General features: G+C 22.9%; 17 protein-coding genes and 1 tRNA gene. 9 read left to right on the forward strand and 9 right to left on the reverse strand.

The genetic code is table 11. The features are described 5' to 3' along the window. Positions 1–82: 82 nt before the first annotated feature. On the reverse strand, positions 83–568 hold the full coding sequence (locus tag H0H78_RS02570; protein WP_185850926.1) for a nucleotide modification associated domain-containing protein: 486 nt from the start codon (positions 566–568) through the stop codon (positions 83–85). Between the two features lie 38 nt (positions 569–606). Here H0H78_RS02570 and folP point away from each other — a divergent pair, with 38 nt between their 5' ends. From folP to H0H78_RS02595, 5 genes are all read left to right on the forward strand, one after another. Continuing rightward, positions 607–1,437, forward strand: coding sequence for a dihydropteroate synthase (folP, locus tag H0H78_RS02575; protein WP_185850927.1), 831 nt, complete (start codon positions 607–609; stop codon positions 1,435–1,437). Positions 1,438–1,516: 79 nt separating this feature from the next. Further along, positions 1,517–2,278 (forward strand): diadenylate cyclase, encoded by a 762-nt coding sequence (locus H0H78_RS02580; protein WP_185850928.1) that lies wholly within the window; start codon positions 1,517–1,519, stop codon positions 2,276–2,278. Between the two features lie 36 nt (positions 2,279–2,314). Further along, positions 2,315–3,613 carry a UDP-N-acetylmuramoyl-tripeptide--D-alanyl-D-alanine ligase gene (locus H0H78_RS02585; RefSeq protein ID WP_185850929.1) on the forward strand — a complete coding sequence of 433 codons (1,299 nt, stop codon included), beginning with the start codon at positions 2,315–2,317 and terminating at the stop codon, positions 3,611–3,613. Positions 3,614–3,689: 76 nt separating this feature from the next. After that, positions 3,690–4,664, forward strand: a complete 975-nt coding sequence (pdhA, locus tag H0H78_RS02590; protein ID WP_185850930.1) for a pyruvate dehydrogenase (acetyl-transferring) E1 component subunit alpha — start codon at positions 3,690–3,692, stop codon at positions 4,662–4,664. Positions 4,665–4,728: 64 nt separating this feature from the next. Beyond that, complete coding sequence (locus H0H78_RS02595) at positions 4,729–5,844, forward strand: dihydrolipoamide acetyltransferase family protein (protein ID WP_185850931.1); 1,116 nt, start codon at positions 4,729–4,731, stop codon at positions 5,842–5,844. Here H0H78_RS02595 and H0H78_RS02600 read toward each other — a convergent pair. Further along, positions 5,836–6,561, reverse strand: a complete 726-nt coding sequence (locus H0H78_RS02600) for a TerC family protein (protein ID WP_185850932.1) — start codon at positions 6,559–6,561, stop codon at positions 5,836–5,838. The two genes, H0H78_RS02595 and H0H78_RS02600, sit on opposite strands and share 9 nt — an antisense overlap. Before the next feature lie 74 nt (positions 6,562–6,635). On the opposite strand from H0H78_RS02600, the gene secD reads away from it, so the two are divergent. Beyond that, on the forward strand, positions 6,636–9,437 hold the full coding sequence (gene secD / locus H0H78_RS02605; protein WP_185850933.1) for a protein translocase subunit SecD: 2,802 nt from the start codon (positions 6,636–6,638) through the stop codon (positions 9,435–9,437). Positions 9,438–9,444: 7 nt separating this feature from the next. Then, positions 9,445–9,663 carry a twin-arginine translocase TatA/TatE family subunit gene (locus H0H78_RS02610; RefSeq protein WP_185850934.1) on the forward strand — a complete coding sequence of 73 codons (219 nt, stop codon included), beginning with the start codon at positions 9,445–9,447 and terminating at the stop codon, positions 9,661–9,663. A 26-nt stretch (positions 9,664–9,689) separates the two neighbouring features. On the opposite strand, the gene H0H78_RS02615 is transcribed toward H0H78_RS02610, so the two are convergent. Genes H0H78_RS02615 through H0H78_RS02625 form a run of 3 tightly spaced genes read right to left on the reverse strand, consistent with a single transcriptional unit; the run spans position 9,690 to position 13,598 of the window. Further along, entirely contained in the window at positions 9,690–11,810 is a 2,121-nt protein-coding gene (locus H0H78_RS02615) for a SurA N-terminal domain-containing protein (protein ID WP_185850935.1), read from the reverse strand. Beyond that, on the reverse strand, positions 11,811–13,082 hold the full coding sequence (locus tag H0H78_RS02620; protein ID WP_185850936.1) for a hemolysin family protein: 1,272 nt from the start codon (positions 13,080–13,082) through the stop codon (positions 11,811–11,813). It abuts the gene before it with no gap. Positions 13,083–13,097: 15 nt separating this feature from the next. After that, positions 13,098–13,598, reverse strand: coding sequence for a hypothetical protein (locus H0H78_RS02625; RefSeq protein WP_238783748.1), 501 nt, complete (start codon positions 13,596–13,598; stop codon positions 13,098–13,100). A 60-nt stretch (positions 13,599–13,658) separates the two neighbouring features. Between H0H78_RS02625 and H0H78_RS02630 the strand changes: the two genes are divergently transcribed. Next, positions 13,659–13,731 (forward strand) — tRNA-Phe (locus tag H0H78_RS02630). Positions 13,732–13,756: 25 nt separating this feature from the next. Here H0H78_RS02630 and H0H78_RS02635 read toward each other — a convergent pair. From H0H78_RS02635 to H0H78_RS02650, 4 genes are all read right to left on the reverse strand, one after another. Further along, a complete protein-coding gene (locus H0H78_RS02635) occupies positions 13,757–14,269 on the reverse strand; it encodes an OmpH family outer membrane protein (RefSeq protein WP_185850937.1) in 513 nt (170 codons plus the stop codon). 32 nt (positions 14,270–14,301) lie between these two features. Further along, positions 14,302–16,875: a BamA/OMP85 family outer membrane protein gene (locus tag H0H78_RS02640; protein ID WP_185850938.1), complete on the reverse strand. Its 2,574-nt coding sequence runs from the start codon at positions 16,873–16,875 to the stop codon at positions 14,302–14,304. Beyond that, positions 16,859–17,596, reverse strand: coding sequence for an isoprenyl transferase (locus tag H0H78_RS02645; RefSeq protein ID WP_185850939.1), 738 nt, complete (start codon positions 17,594–17,596; stop codon positions 16,859–16,861). The genes H0H78_RS02640 and H0H78_RS02645 overlap by 17 nt, the downstream gene beginning before the upstream one ends. A gap of 73 nt (positions 17,597–17,669) precedes the next feature. Beyond that, a complete protein-coding gene (locus H0H78_RS02650) occupies positions 17,670–18,560 on the reverse strand; it encodes an NAD kinase (protein WP_185851284.1) in 891 nt (296 codons plus the stop codon). Positions 18,561–18,608: 48 nt separating this feature from the next. Between H0H78_RS02650 and H0H78_RS02655 the strand changes: the two genes are divergently transcribed. After that, positions 18,609–19,574, forward strand: coding sequence for a mevalonate kinase family protein (locus H0H78_RS02655; RefSeq protein WP_185850940.1), 966 nt, complete (start codon positions 18,609–18,611; stop codon positions 19,572–19,574). The last annotated feature ends 11 nt before the right edge of the window (positions 19,575–19,585 follow it).

The following is a 19,585-nucleotide window of genomic DNA, read 5'->3' on the forward strand; positions in this document are numbered from 1 at the left end:
ATTACAATTTTTTTCCTCATTTATTTGTTATAAATAAATCAAAAAACATTTCCAACTAATATTTAATTAATATTTTAAATATTTAAAATATGTTTTTTTTTAAATAGGTCAAAGTTACATTTAACATCTTTAAACAAAAAATTTTTAATTCTTTAGAATTAATTTTTTCCTTTTTTTTCAATAAAAAAATATTATTCACAATATCTTCTATCGAAAATGAATAAATCCAATTTTTTTTATTATATAATAATTTTATTTTATAGAATTCACGTGAATAAATTTTAATAACATCATAATGAGAAATAGATTTTTTATAATCTGTATATTTTTTGATTAAAATAATCAATATATAATTGATTATATCCATGTGTGTATCCATTATTTTTTCTTCTTCTACTTTTTGATATCCTTTTTTTTGAATATTTTGAATACGAATAATTTTCATGAAAATTTGATCTACTATGGAAGAAACATTTATACATTTCCATGATAAATCGTAATTATTTAATTTTTGTTTAAAAATTTTTTCACATTTTTCCATGATTAAATCAATAGAAATATGATTCATATCTTTTCATTTATATTTAAAATAAAAATATTTTTTGAATGACAATTAATTGTGGTGGTTCTTTATTATTTTTTCATGTTCCAAAAATCATGGGAATTGTTAATATAACTCCTGATTCTTTTTATGATGGAGGAAAGTTTAAATCAGAGAAAGAAATATTACGACATGTTGAACATTTATTAAGTCATGGTTCTGATTTTATAGATATTGGTGGTTGTTCTACCCGTCCATGGTCTAAAAGTTATCCAACAAAAGAAGAGGAGATAAGAAGAGTGATACCTACTATTCGTTCCATTTTAAAAGAATTTCCAAAATCTATAATATCTATAGATACTTTTCATAGTGAAGTAGCTAAGATAGCAGTAGAAGAAGGAGCCTTAATTATAAACGATATTTCCGGAGGAGATATAGACAAACAAATGTTTCCTTTATTATCTAAATTAAGAATACCATATATATTAAGTCATAATAATATGATGGGAGAAATTAACAATAGAAAATGCAGAGAAGATAATACACTTTTAAAAATAAATTTATTTTTTTCTAGAAAAATTTTCTTTTTAAAAAAATATGGAGTTAATGATATAATATTAGATCCTGGATTTGGTTTTGGTAAAACATTAAAACAAAATTATCAATTATTAAAAAATTTATCTCTTTTAGGTTTTAAGGATCATGTAATTTTAGTAGGTATTTCCAGAAAATCTATGATTAGAAATATACTAAAAATAACAACAGAAGAAGCATTGAATGCTTCTTCTGTTGTTCATTCTTTAGCTTTATTAAATGGAGCTAAAATATTACGTGTTCATGATGTTAAAGAAGCGATAGAATGCATAAAACTTATTCGAGTTTATCAAAAATCATAAAATTAATTGATTTATCTACTTTTTTTTAGGAAAAAAAAATGTAGGTTACTTTTAGTCCTTTTTTGATTATTATATTTTTTTGAAAATTTCTTTCATTGATATTTTAGATATTTTTTTAGTCGCTATTATTCTATTACAAATTTATAGATTAGTTTACAGAACAGTAGCTTTAAATATTTTTTATGGTATAATATCCACTTTTATTTTTTGGAAAATAGTAGAAGCATATAAAATGAAACTTCTTAGTATAGTTATGAGTGCTTTTTTTAAAGGTGGATTTTTAGCTTTAATTATTTTATTTCAACCAGAAATAAGAAAATTTCTTCTTATAGTTGGAAGTAAAATTTTATTTGGAAAATTTATTTTTTCCCTTCTTGTAAGACCTATAATTCCTTCTGTTAAAACTGAAACTATAGATAGTATAATAAAAGCTTGTGCCATTTTTTCAGGAGATAAAACAGGAGTATTAATTGTGATACAATTATACCAAAATATAAAAGAATTTATTCAAAATGGAGATGAGATAGATGCAAAAGTAAATATTCCTATTCTGGAAAGTATATTCTATAAAAATAGTCCATTACATGATGGGGCAGTAGTAGTTATAGGTAATAAAATAGTAAGAACAAGAGCTATTCTTCCTGTATCCTATAATAAGGAAATTCCTTCCCGTTTAGGTCTTCGTCATAGAGCCGCTTTTGGCCTATCTGAGAAAACAGATGCAGTTTGCATTGTTATTTCAGAAGAAACAGGTTATATTTCTTATATTAAAGATCAAAAAAGGACAATTATTACTAACATCAATAATTTAAAATTGATACTTGAAAAAGATCTTCTTTAAGAAATTTAGTCATTCTATTTAAGAAATAACTTTTGTATGAAAATAAAAGATTTATATAAAATTTATACTGTTTCTTCAGGTGTGGAAATAAACAGTAATAATATAAAAAATGGTTCTATTTTTTTTGCTTTAAAAGGAAAAAATTTTGATGGTAATCAATTTGCTCATGAGGCTATTTTAAATGGAGCTTCAATAGCAATAATAGATAATAAAAAATACTTTGTTCATCAAACAAAAAATATCCTTCTTGTCAAAGATACTTTATCCTATTTGCAAAAATTAGCTTATTATCATAGATTGAAACTTTTACATATTCCTATTATTGTTATAACAGGAAGTAATGGAAAAACAACAACAAAAGAATTAATAAAAACTATTCTTTCTAAAAAATATAAAACAGTTCATTATACTAAACAAAATTTTAATAATCACATAGGAATTCCTTTAACCATATTATCTATGTCTAAAAAAACACAAATTTCTGTTATAGAAATTGGTGCTAATAAAGAAAAAGAAATCTATAAAATGTGTTCCATTATTTATCCAGATTATGGATACATAACTAATTTTGGAAAAGCTCATCTTGATGGTTTCAAAAATATAAAAGGAGTAATTAGAGGAAAATTAGAATTATATGAATTTCTTAAAGAGAATAAAAAAAAAGTTTTTGTAAATGAAGATGATCCTATTCAATTGACTCATAGCTTAGGTATGGATAGATATACTTTTTCAGAAAAAGGAGATTCAAATGTAAAAATTACATATTTATGGAAAAAAACTAACTTAAAATCATTTTTACGGGTTCGTAATGTAAAAATAGAATCTCCATTATTTGGTTCTTATAATTTATATAACATAGCATCCGCTATAACTATTGGTATTTATTTTAAAGTTTCTTTAAAAAAGATAAAAAAAGCTATAAAAGAATATTATCCAAATAATTATCGTTCTCAAATTTTAGAGAAAAAAAACATAAAGATTATTTTAGATTGTTATAATGCAAATCCTAGTAGTATGGTAGAATCGCTCATTTCTTTTAATAAAATAAAGGGTAATAAAATAGCGATTTTAGGGGATATGTTAGAATTAGGAAGTTCTTCTTCATATGAACATGTTAAAATTATTTCTTTTTTAGAGAAAAGCAATATTGAAAAAATATTTCTGATTGGTGAAAGATTTTTTCAAATAAGCAAAAATAAATATGATAAGATAAAGAAATTTTATAATAAAAAAATTTTCATTCAATGGATTAAAAAACATCCTATAAAGACTGATTTTATTTTAATTAAAGGTTCTAGAAAAAACACATTAGAAAGTTTAATTCATTTTCTTTAATTCTTTTTGTAGGTTTCTATCTTAAAGATTAAATTTGTATTTGTTTTTATATTGATTCATAAAATTTTCCCTTAATATGAAGGAAATTACCACAAAAACCTATATAAAGTGGTTTAAAAATATGTTTTTTTGGAGAAAATTTGAGGACAAATGTCGTTCCTTATACTTAAAAAGAAAAATTAGAGGATTTCTTCATTTATATAATGGTCAAGAATCCATTCCTGCTGGTTTAACACATGCTATGGATATGTCGAAAGATAAAATAATTACAGCTTATAGATGTCATATATTACCCATTTCTATGGGAGTTGATCCAAAAAAAGTTATGGCCGAACTTTTAGGAAAAGTAACAGGAACTTCTTATGGTATGGGTGGATCTATGCATATTTTTAGTAAAAAACATCGTTTTTATGGAGGACATGGAATAGTAGGAGGACAAATACCATTAGGTGCAGGTATAGCTTTTGCTGATAAATATTTTGATAGAGATGCTGTCACACTTACACTGATGGGTGATGGAGCTATTAGACAAGGTTCTTTACATGAGACGTTTAACATGGCTATGTTGTGGAAACTTCCTGTTGTTTTTATATGTGAAAATAATCAATATGCAATGGGAACATCCGTAAAAAGAAGTACCAATATAGAAGATTTATATAAAATTGGACATTCATATGGGATGCCTTCTTTTCCTGTCAATGGAATGGACCCTAAAGAGGTAGCAATAGCTTCTTATAAAGCTATTGAAAGAGCAAGAAAAGGAAATGGATCAACTTTTCTTGAAGTAAGAACTTATAGATATAGAGGACATTCTATGTCTGATGCTGAATCCTATCGTAGTAAAGAAGAAGTCCTTTTTTATAAAAAAAAAGATCCTATTTTAAAATTAAAAAAACTCATTTTAAAAAATAAATGGGAAACTGTAGATATATTAAATTCTATTGAAAATAAAATAAAAGAAGAAGTAGATCTTTGTGTAGATTTTGCAGAGAGATCGGATACTCCTTCTTTAAGTAAAATGTATGATTTTGTTTATTATCATGAATCTTGATTATCCTTTTTTTTAGGATAAAAAAAAGTTATAATTTCCTAATTAATAAAACACCTTAAAAATAATGGCGGAAATAATATCTATGCCCCAATTAAGCGACACAATGGAAGAAGGAATTGTAGTTAAATGGAATAAAAAAATAGGAGAAATAGTTTCAGAAGGGGATATTTTAGCAGAAATAGAAACGGATAAAGCTATACAAGATTTTGAAGTTGACGTTAGTGGATATCTACTTTTTATTGGAGCAAAAGAAGGAGAAAAAACACGTGTTAATGATATACTAGCTATAATTGGTGATAAAAATGAAGATATCAGTCATCTTATTATAAAAAAAAATGATCAAGTTATCAATCAAGAAGAAAATAAAGAAAAAAATAGGATTTTTATCTCTCCATTAGCAAAAAAAATGGCAAAAAAAATAGGATTATCTATTGATAAAATTAGAGGAAGTGGGGATAAAGGTAGAATAGTAAAAAAAGACATTGATATACATAAAAATGAAAAAAATGTAGAAATTTCTTCTATGAGAAAGAAAATTGCTGAACATTTGACTTATTCTAAATTTACGGCCCCTCATTATTATTTATTTATCGAAATAAATGTAGGAAAAATGATTCAATTAAGACAGGAAATAAACGAAAAATTATCCAAAGAAGACAAAATATCATTCAATGATATTATTATTAAAGCTGTCGCTCTTTCTTTAAAAAAAAATCCTCATATAAATTCTTCATGGAAAGAAGAAAAAATTGTATATCACTCTCACATCAATATTGGTGTTGCAGTATCTGTTAAAGAAGGATTAATTGTTCCAGTTATTTATCAAACAGACCAAAAATCATTACTACAAATATCTAAAGAAATAAAAGATAAAGCTTTACGTTCTAAGTTAAAAAAAATTAAAGAAAAAGAAATAGAAAATAGTACATTTACTGTTTCCAATTTAGGAATGTATGGAATAGAATTTTTTACTTCTATAATTAATATACCTAATTCATCTATTCTTTCAATAGGTTCCATATTAGAAAAACCTATTGTGATAGATTCAAAAATTAAAATAGGAAAAGTTATGAAACTTACTTTATCTTGTGATCATAGAATTATAGATGGATCTACTGGTAGTAATTTTCTTCATTCTTTAAAAGAAATATTAGAAGATCCAGTTTTTATATTAATTTAACTCTTTTTTATTATGATAAATATAGGACATAATAATTGGAAAAAAGAATATAACTACAGTAATATAAGGGAAAAAACATTCTACATATCTAAATATAAAATATATAGGTTTTTTTTTCTCAAAAGAAGAAATCAAAAGTTTTATTCCTAACAATAAAATAACAATACAAGTTGACTTTTTTAAACTAGGAATATTTTCTATAAGCTTAATAAATTTTTGAACAAAAAATCTCATAGTTAAAATACTTATAGAAACTCCTAAAAAAATGAGGATAATATTTTCTGATAAAGCAACGGAAGAAAAAATATTATCAATTGAAAAAACTAAATCCATCAATTCCATGGAAAAAATAACAAACCAAAAAGAATTAGTATTTTTTCTTTCTTTCTTTTTAGAAAAAAAAATTTTTTTTTCTAAAAAAAATCTTAATCCAAGATAAATTAAATATAAACCTCCTAATGGTTTCAACCACCAAATTTTTATTAAAATAGAAGCAAATGCAAGTGTTATTCCTCTAAATAAATAGGCTCCAATAATACCATATTTAAAAGCTTTTTTTCTTTCTTCCTTTTTTAATCCTATAGCAAAAGAAGATAGTATAATCGCATTATCTATAGATAAAATACTTTCTATGAAAAATAAATTTACAATAATAGAAATAGAAAGAATGGGATGTTTTGCTATATCTAGAATAGAATTGAAAATAATATCCTTCATTATTTATTTCATAATAATCAGATTTTTTTAAGAAAAATTTTTTTATTTTTACTACTTAAAACTATGAAGATAAAATGCGAATAATAAATTTTTTTACAATTTTTATAGCATTTTTCCTCACTATAATCTGTTTATACTATATTTCTTTTAGTTTAAATATTTCAAATGTAGAATTTTTCAGAAAAAAAAAAAATTATTCTAAGGAAAGATATAAATATGAAAAAGTTAGAAACAATAAAACTTTAAATCTTGGTTTAGATTTAAAAGGAGGAATAAGCATGATGATAGAAATATCTGAAAAAGATTTATTGAAAAAATTTTCTAATAATTCTCAGGATCCTATTTTTTTAAGAGCATTAGAAAATGCAGATAAAGAAAAAAAGAAAAACCAAAATATTAATTACTTTTCTTATTTTTTAAATTTTTTTCATAGGGAAAAGAAAATAATGAAAAGTCATTCTTCCTTCACTGATTTATTTTCAAAAAAATTTTATTTAAATGAAATAAACTCTGATCGTTCTGATAAAGAAACAGAAAAAATTATCAGAAATAAAATAGAATCTTCTATTGATAATACATCTAACATTCTTAGATACAGAATAAATCAATTGGGAGACGTTCAACCTAATATACAAAGAATAAAAAAAACTAATAGAATTTTAATAGAATTATCCGGAATAAAAGATATAAATAGAATAAAAAACATTTTACAAAGAAAAGCTGAATTACAATTTTTTGAAATTGTTAATTTAAAGGAGATTTTTCCATTTTTTGAAAAAATCAATAATTTTTATTCTATAAAAAAAAACAATAAAGAAAAATCTTTTATAGAAAAATTAAATATTAAAAATATAGAATTGGATAACATTATAGTAGGATTAGTTAAAAGAGAGGACAAAAACAATGTTACAAATTTTTTAAATTCTACAGAATTTATAGATTTATTACCATATAATCTAAAAAATATAAAATTTTTATGGGGATATAAAGAATATATAAAGGATAAAAATAAATATGCACAATTGTTTGCTGTTAAAAATAATGAAAGTGAAGATTATTCTATAAAAGAAAATATGATTGTTAATGCTTATAAATCTTTTGGTCCATTTAATGAAATTTTTGTAAATATTCAAATGGATCGAGAAGGAGCTAAAAATTGGAGTCTTTTTACTGAAAAAAACCTTGAAAAGGGTATAGCGATAGTTCTTGATCACTTAGTTTATACTGCTCCAATTGTAAAATCTGTGATAAAGAATGGTATATCACAAATATCTGGAAATTTTTCTTTACAAGAATCAAATGATTTGATCAATATATTAAATGGAGGAAAATTACCTACTTCGATAAAAATAATTCAGTCAGAGATGATTGGTCCTTCTTTAGGAAAAGATACAATCAAAAAAGGAATGATATCCTTCATTATTTCTATATTTTTCATATTCATTTGTATGTTTTATTATTATTCAATTCCGGGAATATATGCTAATATATCGTTAATTTTTAATTTGATATTCATATTTGGAATACTTATTTCCATTAATTCTGTATTAACATTTTCTGGAATAGCAGGTATTATACTAACTTTAGCTATGTCTATGGACGCTTGTATTCTTATTTATGAAAAAATTAAAGAAGATTTAAAAAATGGATTTTCTATTCGTCAAGCAATACATAATAGCTATCAATTTAAAGGATCTTTATCTTCTATTATAGATAGTCAAGTAACTACTTTATTGTGTGGTTTAATCCTATTTTTTTTTGGAATAGGTCCTATTAAAAGTTTTTCCATTTCTTTAATTATAGGAATATTTACTTCTTTTTTTTCTTCTGTATGTTTATGCAAATCTTTCTTAGAAAATCATTTAAATTATAAAAAAATTTTTTTTAGAGTTTCCAATTATAAAAAAAAATTTTTTTTTCAATGGGATTTTTTATCCAAAAGAAAATTTTTTTATACCATTTCTATGGTTAGTATTCTATTCAGTTTAACATCTATTTATTATCAAGGATTAAATTTTGGAATAGATTTTGTAGGTGGATGTTCTTATGTTATTCGTTTTGATCGTGAAGTTTCTCCAAATGAGATATCTTCTATTTTATCCAAAAAATTTTCAGAAAAAGAAAAAAGTATTTTATCTATAAAAGTTTTCTCTTTTGGAGATAAAAATCAGCTAAAAATAATAACAAAATCTAGAATAGAAAATGAAGATAGAAAGGTAGATCAAGAAATCCTAAAAAAAATATTTTTTTCATTAAAACCATATTTTTTTACTTCCATAGATTTTCGTCATTTTCAAAATAACGAAAAAAATAAATCTATAGGATTACTTTTTTACGAAAAAGTAGATCCTATAATCTCTGATAAAATAATTAAAAATTCTTTTTTTTCAATAATCCTATCCTTATTAGGAATTTTTATTTACCTACTTATCAGATTTAAAAAATGGGAATTTAGTTTTAGTGCTATTATTTCTCTTCTTCACGATACAATAATTATATTTGGTTTATTTTCATTTTTTCATAAAAGGTTTCCTCTTTTTTTTGAAGTAAATCAAACGTTTATTGCTGCTATATTAACTATTATAGGTTATTCAATTAATGATACAGTTGTTTTATACGATAAAATTAGGAATTATCAATATAATATGGGATCCAGTTTTTCAATGAAAGAAATTATAAATAATGGAATTAATAATTCTTTAACAAGAACAATGAAAACTTCATTTATCACAATATTAGTGATAACTATTATTTTTTTATTTGGAGGTCAGACTCTTCATAGTTTTATGTTAGCTTTGTTTTTCGGAGTAATGATTGGAACCTATTCTTCTATATTTATAGCTTCATCTATAATATATGATTTTTCTAAAAAGTAGAAAAAAAATGATAAATTTTTTATTTATTAGTCTTGAAGAAAGCTTTTTTATTATTATAATAGCTATTATTATTTTTGGACCGAAAAAAATACCATATATAGCTAGAGAAATAGGAGAAGGAATAAGATTTTTAAAATCTGCAAAAAATAAAATTAAGAATGAAATAAGGAAAAATAATATTATAGATAATATAATAGATAAAAATAGAAAAAAAGAGAAAAAATAAGAAGTTAAATCTTCTATTAAACGTCATTAAAAATCTTTTCTATAATCTTTTATTTTTGATTTTTTTATTAAGACCTTACCTAAATTTTCCAATATTTTTTTCCTCAAATAAGTATTTGATATCTCTATTTCATGAGAAAAATAAGATGGTTTTTTATAGGAAGAAATATGTTTTATCGGTCTAATAAAAAAAATTCCTTTTTCTCCAAATATAGGTTTAGATGTTTTATTTTTTTTTAAGGATAAAGAAAATCCAACAACTTTAGGTTCTTTAAAACCATTAATGATAGAATCATGAAAATTTATTTTATATCCTTTTTTTATTCTTTTAGAAAAAATAGAAGAAACTTCTTCTAATTCTATGTTTTTTTTTACCGTATTTGATAAAATGTTTTTTATTCTTTCTTTTCTCAAGAAAGGAATCAAATTATTTTTTATTTCTTCCATTAAATAACCTTTCTTTTTAATCTTTGAAAGATATGCTATGATATAATTTTTATTATGATTAGAAAAAATATGAGTATCTCCCTCCTTTCTCTTTTTTTCAAAAGACCAATTTAAAATTTCTTTATCTACTTCTGTATTAAATTCATTTATATCCCATTGAGTCGATTTTACATCCTTTAAAAGGATTGTATCATATCCTTTTTTTCTTGCATTATTAAGAAATATATTTAAACTATAATTTTTATTTTTTTTCAAAAAAAATTTTACTTCATTATAAAGTAAATCTTCCGTGTTTTTAGATGGAAAAAGAGTTTTAACTATTAAAGCAAACTGATAAGCTGGTTCAGGTTTGCTCTTATTATCTATTCTTAGAATATGATAACCGAATTTTGTTTCAGTAAGACCTATCATCCCAATTTTATTTTTAGAATGAAAAATATTATATTTTCCAATATTATTTTGATCTTCATATCTCAACCATCCCAAACTTCCTTTATTTTTTTTCGTATTAAGAAAATCATCAGATTTTTTTTTCAAAAAAAAATCAAATTTGTAGGGGTTTTTTTTTAGATCGTTATATATTTCATTAGCTATTTTTTTAGCTTCTTTTTTATTTCTATTATTGGAAGAACGTATAGCATCTTCATGGGAGATTAATATATGACTAGACAAAACATAATTAGATATCATTTCTTTTCCAATAAGTTTCGCTATCATATATTGATTTCCATTTTTAAATGGACCAAACATACTTCCAATTTTTTTATCCTTTTTTATAAAGTTTTGTAACATTATAGGAAGATCTTTTTTAAGATAAAAATTTGAATCAAAATCTTTTTCAGATTGATTTGATACGAAAACCAAGTTTTGATTAGTTAATTTTAATTTATGGAACAATTCTTCCATTTTCTTCTTCATTTTTATTTCATCATCTAAAGACGGTATAGATTTAAAAATAATAAAACTGAGACTCCTTAAATTTTCTTTTTTATAGATAAATTTATGTTTTTGAACAAAATTTTTAATTTTTTTATTTTCAATAGTAAATAAATTATACTTACGTTCTATTTCTGAATAAGGTATAAAAACATAATCTACAATAGAAAATAATTCTTTTCCTTTAAAATTTAATTCCGCTTCTACTGAAGAAGTATTTAATCCATACATTAACATTTCTATATATTTTTTTGATACGATTCTTTTTGGAATATTTTCTTTTTCATAAAACCATATTTTTTTTTCTACTTCAAGTTGAGGATTGTAATAATTGGATGGACTTTCCAATCTATTTAAGTATAATTGAAATTTTTTTATATCTAAAAAACCATATTTATCCTGAAATTCAGGAATATAACTATATATAGACTGTTTAGATAAAGTATTCAAAAAATCTTCTTTATTACTCTGTATTCCTACTTTTATAGCCTGTTCATTCAATAATTTTTCATGAATTAATAAATTCCAAGTATCTTTTTTTATATCATAATCTGATTCTCCTTTACGGAATTGTTTTAAAAATTGAAAACAATTAGTGTATTCTTTTACGGATATATTTTCTCCATTTACCTTTCCAATTATATTGGACTTTTCGGTAAAAAATTTTAACAATATATGTGGATCTAATATAAAAGATAACATGGATATTCCTATAAAAAAGAATAAAATCCATGTATTTTTTCTTATTTTTTCTAAAAAACTCATTTATAAATTCTTTTTTTGAAGAAAAACTTCTTCTATTTTATTTTTTGAAACTTTTTTTATTTCAATATACAAAATATCATTAATCTTTATTTTTTCTTTGCATTTAGGTATATATCCTGTATGATAAACTATTAAACCACCTAATGTTTCATATTCATCAGAACTAGGTAGTTCTAAATTATATTTAGCATTAAGAAAATCAATTTCCAATCTAGCAGAGAACAAAAATTCGTTGTCATTTAATTGATTTTCTATAAATTTCATTTCGTCATGTTCATCTTTTATATCTCCAAGAAATTCTTCCAGTATATCTTCTATTGTTATCATACCTGCCGTTCCTCCATACTCATCCAACACAACTGCTATACTTTTTTTCTTCTTAATGAGAAGATCCATTATTTTTCTTACTGGTGTAGTCACATGCACAAATTCTACAGGTTGAATTATAGAATGATTGATATTAATTGGTTTTTTTAAAATTTCTAAATAATGAATATATCCTATAATATTATCAATATTATTTTGATATATCAAAATTTTAGAAATCCCTTTTTTCGTAAGAATATGACGTATTTGATCAATATTAGAAGTGTAAATATTAGAAGAAATCATTTCTTTTCTAGGAAGCATACATTCTCGTGCTTTTTTTTCAGAAAATTCTAAAGCTTTATGAAAGATTTCTACTTCTGATTCCACTATTCCGTGAATATTATTTCCTATTTTATCTGATAAAAAATAAATCAAATCTTCTTTATCAAATATTTTTTGGTTATTTTCTTCTTTTTCTCCCAAAATTTTTAAAAAAAAACTAGAAATATAGATAATAAAATTTGTTACAGGAGAAAGTGCTGTATTGATAATATATACTGGAACAATAAATAAACTTAACAATTCATTAGGATATACACTAAATATCATTTTAGGAAAAAATTCACCAATAATAAGAATAATAGTTGCGGAAATTACCGTTTCTAAAAAAAGGATACAAAAAGTAGTTTTTTGAATAAAAAACCATTCATTTAATAGAATTAAAAACAATTTTTCCATATGAATTCCATAGATAACTAAAGATATTGTATTTCCTATTAGCATAGTTATTATAAATTCCTTAGATTTTTTTATACTTTTAGAAAGAAGTTTAGATCGAAAAGATCCTTTCTTTTTTTCTATTTCTATTTGGAATAAATTAGAAGAAATTAAAGCCATTTCCATTCCAGAAAAAAAAGAAGAAAGAAGTATAGTAATTAAAACTATACTAATATGAAAAAACATAAATAGGAATTTTTTCTATTCAATGGGAATAATACCACTAATATTTTTTATATTAATCTTTTTAAGATCTTCAGATGCTTCTATTCCATTTTTAGCATGTAATAAAATACCATCATTACAATATATAATTGTAGGTATATTATTAAATATTTTTCTAGATTTTTTGTTCCAAAAAATTTCTTCCGTTTTTAAAAAATCTCCATTAGAATTCATAACAATAACTTGACCCTTAAAGTTATAAAAGATTTCCTTTGTTAATTTTACCCAATTTGCACTAAGATATATATACTTTTTTTTACCCTCATAAAAAAGGAAGAGTTTTATTCCATTTGGAAATAAAGTATAAAAAGAATATTCTTCCATTATTGGAGAATCAATAAAAAATCGGATATTTCCATTTTCTTTGTAAGAAATCCTTATTTTAGTAAAAGTCCTATGAGGCTTATTATTTTTTTTATTGGGAACTTCTTGTCTTTTTTTAACTAAAGTAGAACAAGATATGAAAGAAAAAACCAATATTATACTGATAATAATTTTTAATCTTTTACTTATTATTTTTTGTATTTTTGTGAAAATGGTATCTTAGCTCAGTTGGTAGAGCAAAGGACTGAAAATCCTTGTGTCCCCGGTTCAATTCCGGGAGATACCACATTATTCACAATGCATTTTTATTTTTATGAAATACCTAATTCCTTTTTTACTTCTTCAGTAATATCTATACCTCTATTAACCAAAACTCCTTTCCCAGGACTACAATCATCTACTCGTGTAATTGTTTGATCTTTTTCAAGAACTTTGTTAATAGCATTTTCTATTTTTTTATAGATAGGATTTAACAAATTATTTTGTTTTTTAGATAAATCATCTTCAGCTTTTTTTTGATATGCTTTAGCTTTAGCCTGCAAAATTTCTAATTCTTTTTTTAGTATTAGATTTTTGTTTTTTTGAAATTTTTCGGATTTTTTATGAAATTCTTTTGCTAGTTTTTCAAGTGTCTCCTCATGATTTTTACTTAATTTTTCCAGTTCTTTTTGAGCATTAGAAAATTCTGGCATTTTTTCTATAAGAATCAAACTATTCAAACAAACAATTTTTTGATTGCAATTTTTAGCTTTAGAAAAAGTAATATTTCCTAATATAACAAACAAAAAAAATAATAAACAATAAATAACTCTATTTTTTTTCATATAATATTTATTTATAACCGTTATAATGTAAATTAATTTTGACCGATAATAAAATGTATTTTATATTTTTCTTTTTCATAAAAAGAACTTTTTCCTACTATAGGATAACCTACATCAATTCCAAAAGGACCTATAGGTAACCAAAAAAGACGAAATCCAAAACCAAAAGATTTATTATTCATTTTTAATGGATTAAATTTTTTATAAGAATCACTAATACTACCTCCTTCTATAAAAGATAGAATCCAAAATTTGCAGACATTAGCATACTCTTTAATTAAATAACGAATTTCAAAAACTGACTTATTATAAATGATTCCTCCATCACCAGGTGTTATAGAATCATTTCCAATATTAGAATAACCTCTTAAGGAAATATGATCTTCTTCTATTTTCTTTTTACTAAACAAGTCATTTTTAATTCCTCCCATAGAAAATTTTTGAAAATGAAAGAGTTTCTTATTAATACTATATTTACCAATAACTCCTAATTCTTCACCTATTTTTAAAACTGTTTTATTCAAAATTTCTTTATACAAAGAATAAGTTATTTTAACTTTAAAAAATTCCATCCATTCGGATAATGATTTTTTTATATTTTTATCTTTTTTAATTTTAAAAAACATTGATATAGTAGAATATGGAAGAGTAAATTTACTTTCAAATTGTATTTTGGATCCTGTAATCGGAAAAATAAAATCAGGATAATTTGAAAATCTTTGGAAAGCTATTAAATAATTTAAATTATTTATTTTTAGACCATTACCATTATTTAAGTTTGGAAATAAATGATGATCATAATAAAATTGATTATAATCAATAGATAACATTATTTTAGAATACGAATCTATAAAAAATAAAGGTTTATTTAAATTAATGGAAAACTCTTTCTTTTTTAAAAAACCTTCAATATTTGTTATATTTTCGTGAGAAAATGTTTTATATAATAGAAAAAGATCATCAGTTTTCTTTTTATTATTTGAATAATTCATATTCAAAGTCAATGATGTTGGATTTACTTTATCTATTATACTAAACCAAGGTTCTGTAAAAGAAAGACCATAAGATTGAGTATTTTTTCCGAATTGAAAGGATAATATAAGATTCTGTCCATCTCCTTGGGGTATAGGTTTCCATGATTTCATTCTAAATAAATCACTAATAGAAAAATTTCCAATATTTAATTGAAAATTTCCAAGAAATTTATCTTTTCCATAACCTCCATTTAATTGAATTTGATTTGTATTTTTTTCCGAAATACGCCACTCTACATCTAGAGTATTATCGTTATTTAATTGTAGATATGGATATGTTTTTTTATTATCAAATAAATTCAAATTTTCTAAACGAAATAAACTATTCTTTATTTTTATAGGAGAAAATAGATCACCTGGATAAGTATTTAGTTCACGTCTGATAACATGATCTTTAGTCAAAGTATTTCCTACTATATGCACTTTGTTAATAAATACTGGTTTATTCTCTTTTATCTGTATCTCTAAAGAGATTTTATTATCATCTATTAATCTCTCTATAGGAACTATTTTTACCAATAAAAATCCTAAATTCAAATAATATGAAGTAATGTTATTTTTAGATGTCTTTTTTTCAATATCAAAAATATTGTTTTCTATTCCTATTTTGTTATAAATATCACCTTTTTTGTAAGATAAAATCTTTTTCAAAATATCTGTTTTTACTACAGTATTTCCTACAAAATTAACATCATCTAAATAATATTTTTTTCCTTCAATTATTTTAATCTTTAGTTTAAAATAATTATCATTATCATTTTTACAAACAGAATCTAAAATTGCTTTTGCATCTAAAAAACCCATTGATATATACTTATATTTAATGTTTTTTAAATCCTCTTTTATATTTTCATATATATAAACAAATTTTTTTCTTATAGAAAAACAAGAAAAAAAATTTTTTTTTCTTGTTTTTTCCATAATTCTTAATAAAGCATTATCTGTTAAATAATGATTACCATGAAAAAAAATATTATTTATTTCAATTTTTTTACCTTTATTTATATGTAGGTTTAATATGTTTTTATGATTATCCACTTTTATAACATTCGTGATAGATATTTCATAATATCCTTTTTGGATATAAAAATTTATAATCTCATTCCGAATATTTTGAATTATATCTTCGGATATTTTGTCTCCTGATTTTATCTTTTCAATGATAGGAAACTTATGAAGTTCTATTCCACTTCCTTCAATATTAATTTTATGAATCTCCGGAAGATCTTCCAAATTAAAAAATAAATCTATTTCATTTTTTGATCTATTTTTTTTATAAACTGATATTTTTTTAAAAAGATTTTTTTTCCAAAGTTTTCTAATAGTTTCATCTACTTTTTTTCCGGGTAAAAATATTTTATCACCTGGAAAAATATTAAAAAAATCAGAAATGAAATGATGATCATATTTAGTTTTCCCTATTACATATATATTTCTAACTGTAAAAGTTGATGTTTTTTCATTTTTATTCATTTCATTCCAATTTTCCGTTATAGAAAACGATAAACTTGGAAAAAAAATAATAAATAAGTATAGAAGAATATTTCTACTTCTTTTATTCAACTTTTCCAAAACGACGGTTCCTTTTCTGATAATTTATTATAGCTTCATATAAATCTTTTTTACGAAAATCAGGCCATAAAATATTCGTAAAATATAATTCTGCATATGCAGATTGCCAAAGTAAAAAATTACTAATTCTTTGTTCTCCACTTGTTCTTATAATAAGATCTACATCTGGTATTTCTTTAGTATATAAAAAATTATTAAAAGAAAAAGCATTAATTTCATCTAAAGATAAATATCCTTGACTCACTTTTTTTGCTATAGTTTTTGTTGCTCTTAAAATCTCTTCTCTAGCTCCATAGCTTAATGCTAAAATCAATGTAATAGAAGTATTATTTCTTGTTTTTTTTCGCAAAAAGAATAATTCTTTTTGTATTTTTTCAGAAAATTTTTCTATTTCTCCTATAGTAATAATTTTTACATTACTATCATGAATTTCTTCAAAAAAATTTCTAATATTAGAATAAAATAAACAAGTTAAATCCTCTATTTCTTTTTTTGGACGATTCCAATTTTCTGAGGAAAAGACATATAATGTAATATATGGAATTCCTAATTCTTTACATCCATTGACAGTTTCTTTTACAGACTGTATAGCATTTTCATGTCCATATGTTCTCATTTGTCCTCTCTTTTTAGCCCAACGTCCATTTCCATCCATTATAATTGCAACATGATGAGGTAGATTATTAAAATCTATTTTGTTCTTATCCAAAAATTTTTTCATTCAAAAAAAAAACAGATAATCGTAATTGACACAAATATATATAAAAAGATTTTTCTTTTTTATTTTAATTTTATCAATTTCTTTGATCCATACCCCACAATAATTTTTCTCTTAATGTTTTATAATATGTATGATTACCTTCTTGGAGCAAATAAATATAAAAAGGAGCTTTTTTGATATATAATTCATTCTTCTTTTCTAAAGAAATTAATCTAGTATCCATAGATAAAGAATAATACTTAACACGACTATGCACTTTTATATGTAATCTATGATGATCAGAAATAATTAATGGGCGAGAAAATAAATTATGTGGAGAGATAGGAGTTAAAACAAAATTATTATTTTCAGGTGTAATAATAGGGCCTCCACAACTTAATGAATATCCAGTAGAACCAGTTGGAGTAGAAATAATTAATCCATCAGACCAATAAGAAGTTAAAAATTCGTCATCTATATATGTATCTATAGTTATCATGGAAACGGTTTCTTTTCTTAATATGACAACTTCATTCAACGCAAAATTGAAAAAAGAAAGATCTTCATCATACATGATAGAAGTTTCTAACCATAACAAGCTTCTTGGTATTAAATAAAATTTTTCATGAAAAATTTTATCTATTTTTTTAATAAAAACATCTTTATTAAAGGTTGCTAAAAAACCCAAATTCCCTGTATTTACACCAACAATAGGTATTCCAGAATCTCTAATAAAAGGAATAGCAGATAAAATAGTTCCATCTCCTCCAAAAGTAAACATTAGATTAAAATCTTTAGTCAATTCTTTATAATTGGAAAAAATAGGAAAATTTAGATTTTTAAATTCTTCAAAAGAAGATAAAATATTAAAAAATGATTTTTCAATATAAATATCTATTGAATGATTAGATACATAATTAATGAATTGACTGATATATGGTATATTTTGTTTTCCAAACTTTTGTCCATATAAAGCTATTTTCATTATTCTTGTCATTTTTAGTTTTTTAATTAAATTTGTTTTCATAAAAAAATGAAGAAGTTTTTTTTTCCTTCAAAAATTCTCTTATTTGGAGAATATGGAATAATAGAAAATTCCAGTGGACTTTCTTTTCCTTACCCTTTTTATAAGGGGGCTTTGCAGTTAAATGAACCTAATCATAACTTATCTACCACCTTTACTACTCCCATTAAGAAAGAATTTACAAATTCTAATTTAGAATTAGAAAAATATTACAATTTTTTACTTCTTTTAGAAAGAAAAAAAAAAGATTTAGCAAAATTAGATCTAATCAGATTAGATCAAGATATTAAAAAAGGAATATCCTTTCATTCGAATATACCTCAAGGATACGGAATAGGAAGTTCAGGGGCTTTAGTAGCTTCTATTTACGATAAATATGCTAAAAATAAATTAGATAAAAAAAAACACGTAATAACTTTAAAGAATATATTTAGTCAAATGGAATCTTTTTTTCATGGAAAAAGCTCTGGACTAGATCCTCTCATTTGTTATTTGAATCATCCTTTACTCATTCATTCAAAAAAAAATATATCCTTTATAAAAAAAAATTATAAAAAAAAAAATTTTAAAGGAAAAGGCGCTATTTTTTTAATAGATTCTGGTTCCCCTAGAAAAACATCATCCATGGTAGAATTTTTTGAAGAAAAATTCAAATGTGAGAATTTTAAAAGAAGATTAAAAGAAGAATTTATTAAATATAATGAAACCTGTATTAATGCATTTTTAAAAGAAAATTACCATTCTCTTTTAAAAAATGTAAAATTACTTTCTACTTGGGTTTTTCATCATTTCCGTCTAATGATACCAATAAACTTTTTAGAAATTTGGGAAAAAGGTATATTAACAAATAATTACTATTTAAAATTATGTGGTTCTGGAGGTGGTGGTTTTATATTAGGTTTTACTAAAAATTATGAAACTTTATCTAAGTTAGAATTAAGAAAATACGTAAAAGAAATTCTTTTTCGTTTTTAGATTTATATTTC

The organism is Blattabacterium cuenoti (assembly GCF_014251235.1).
Taxonomy (GTDB): Bacteria; Bacteroidota; Bacteroidia; order Flavobacteriales; family Blattabacteriaceae; genus Blattabacterium; species Blattabacterium cuenoti_AF.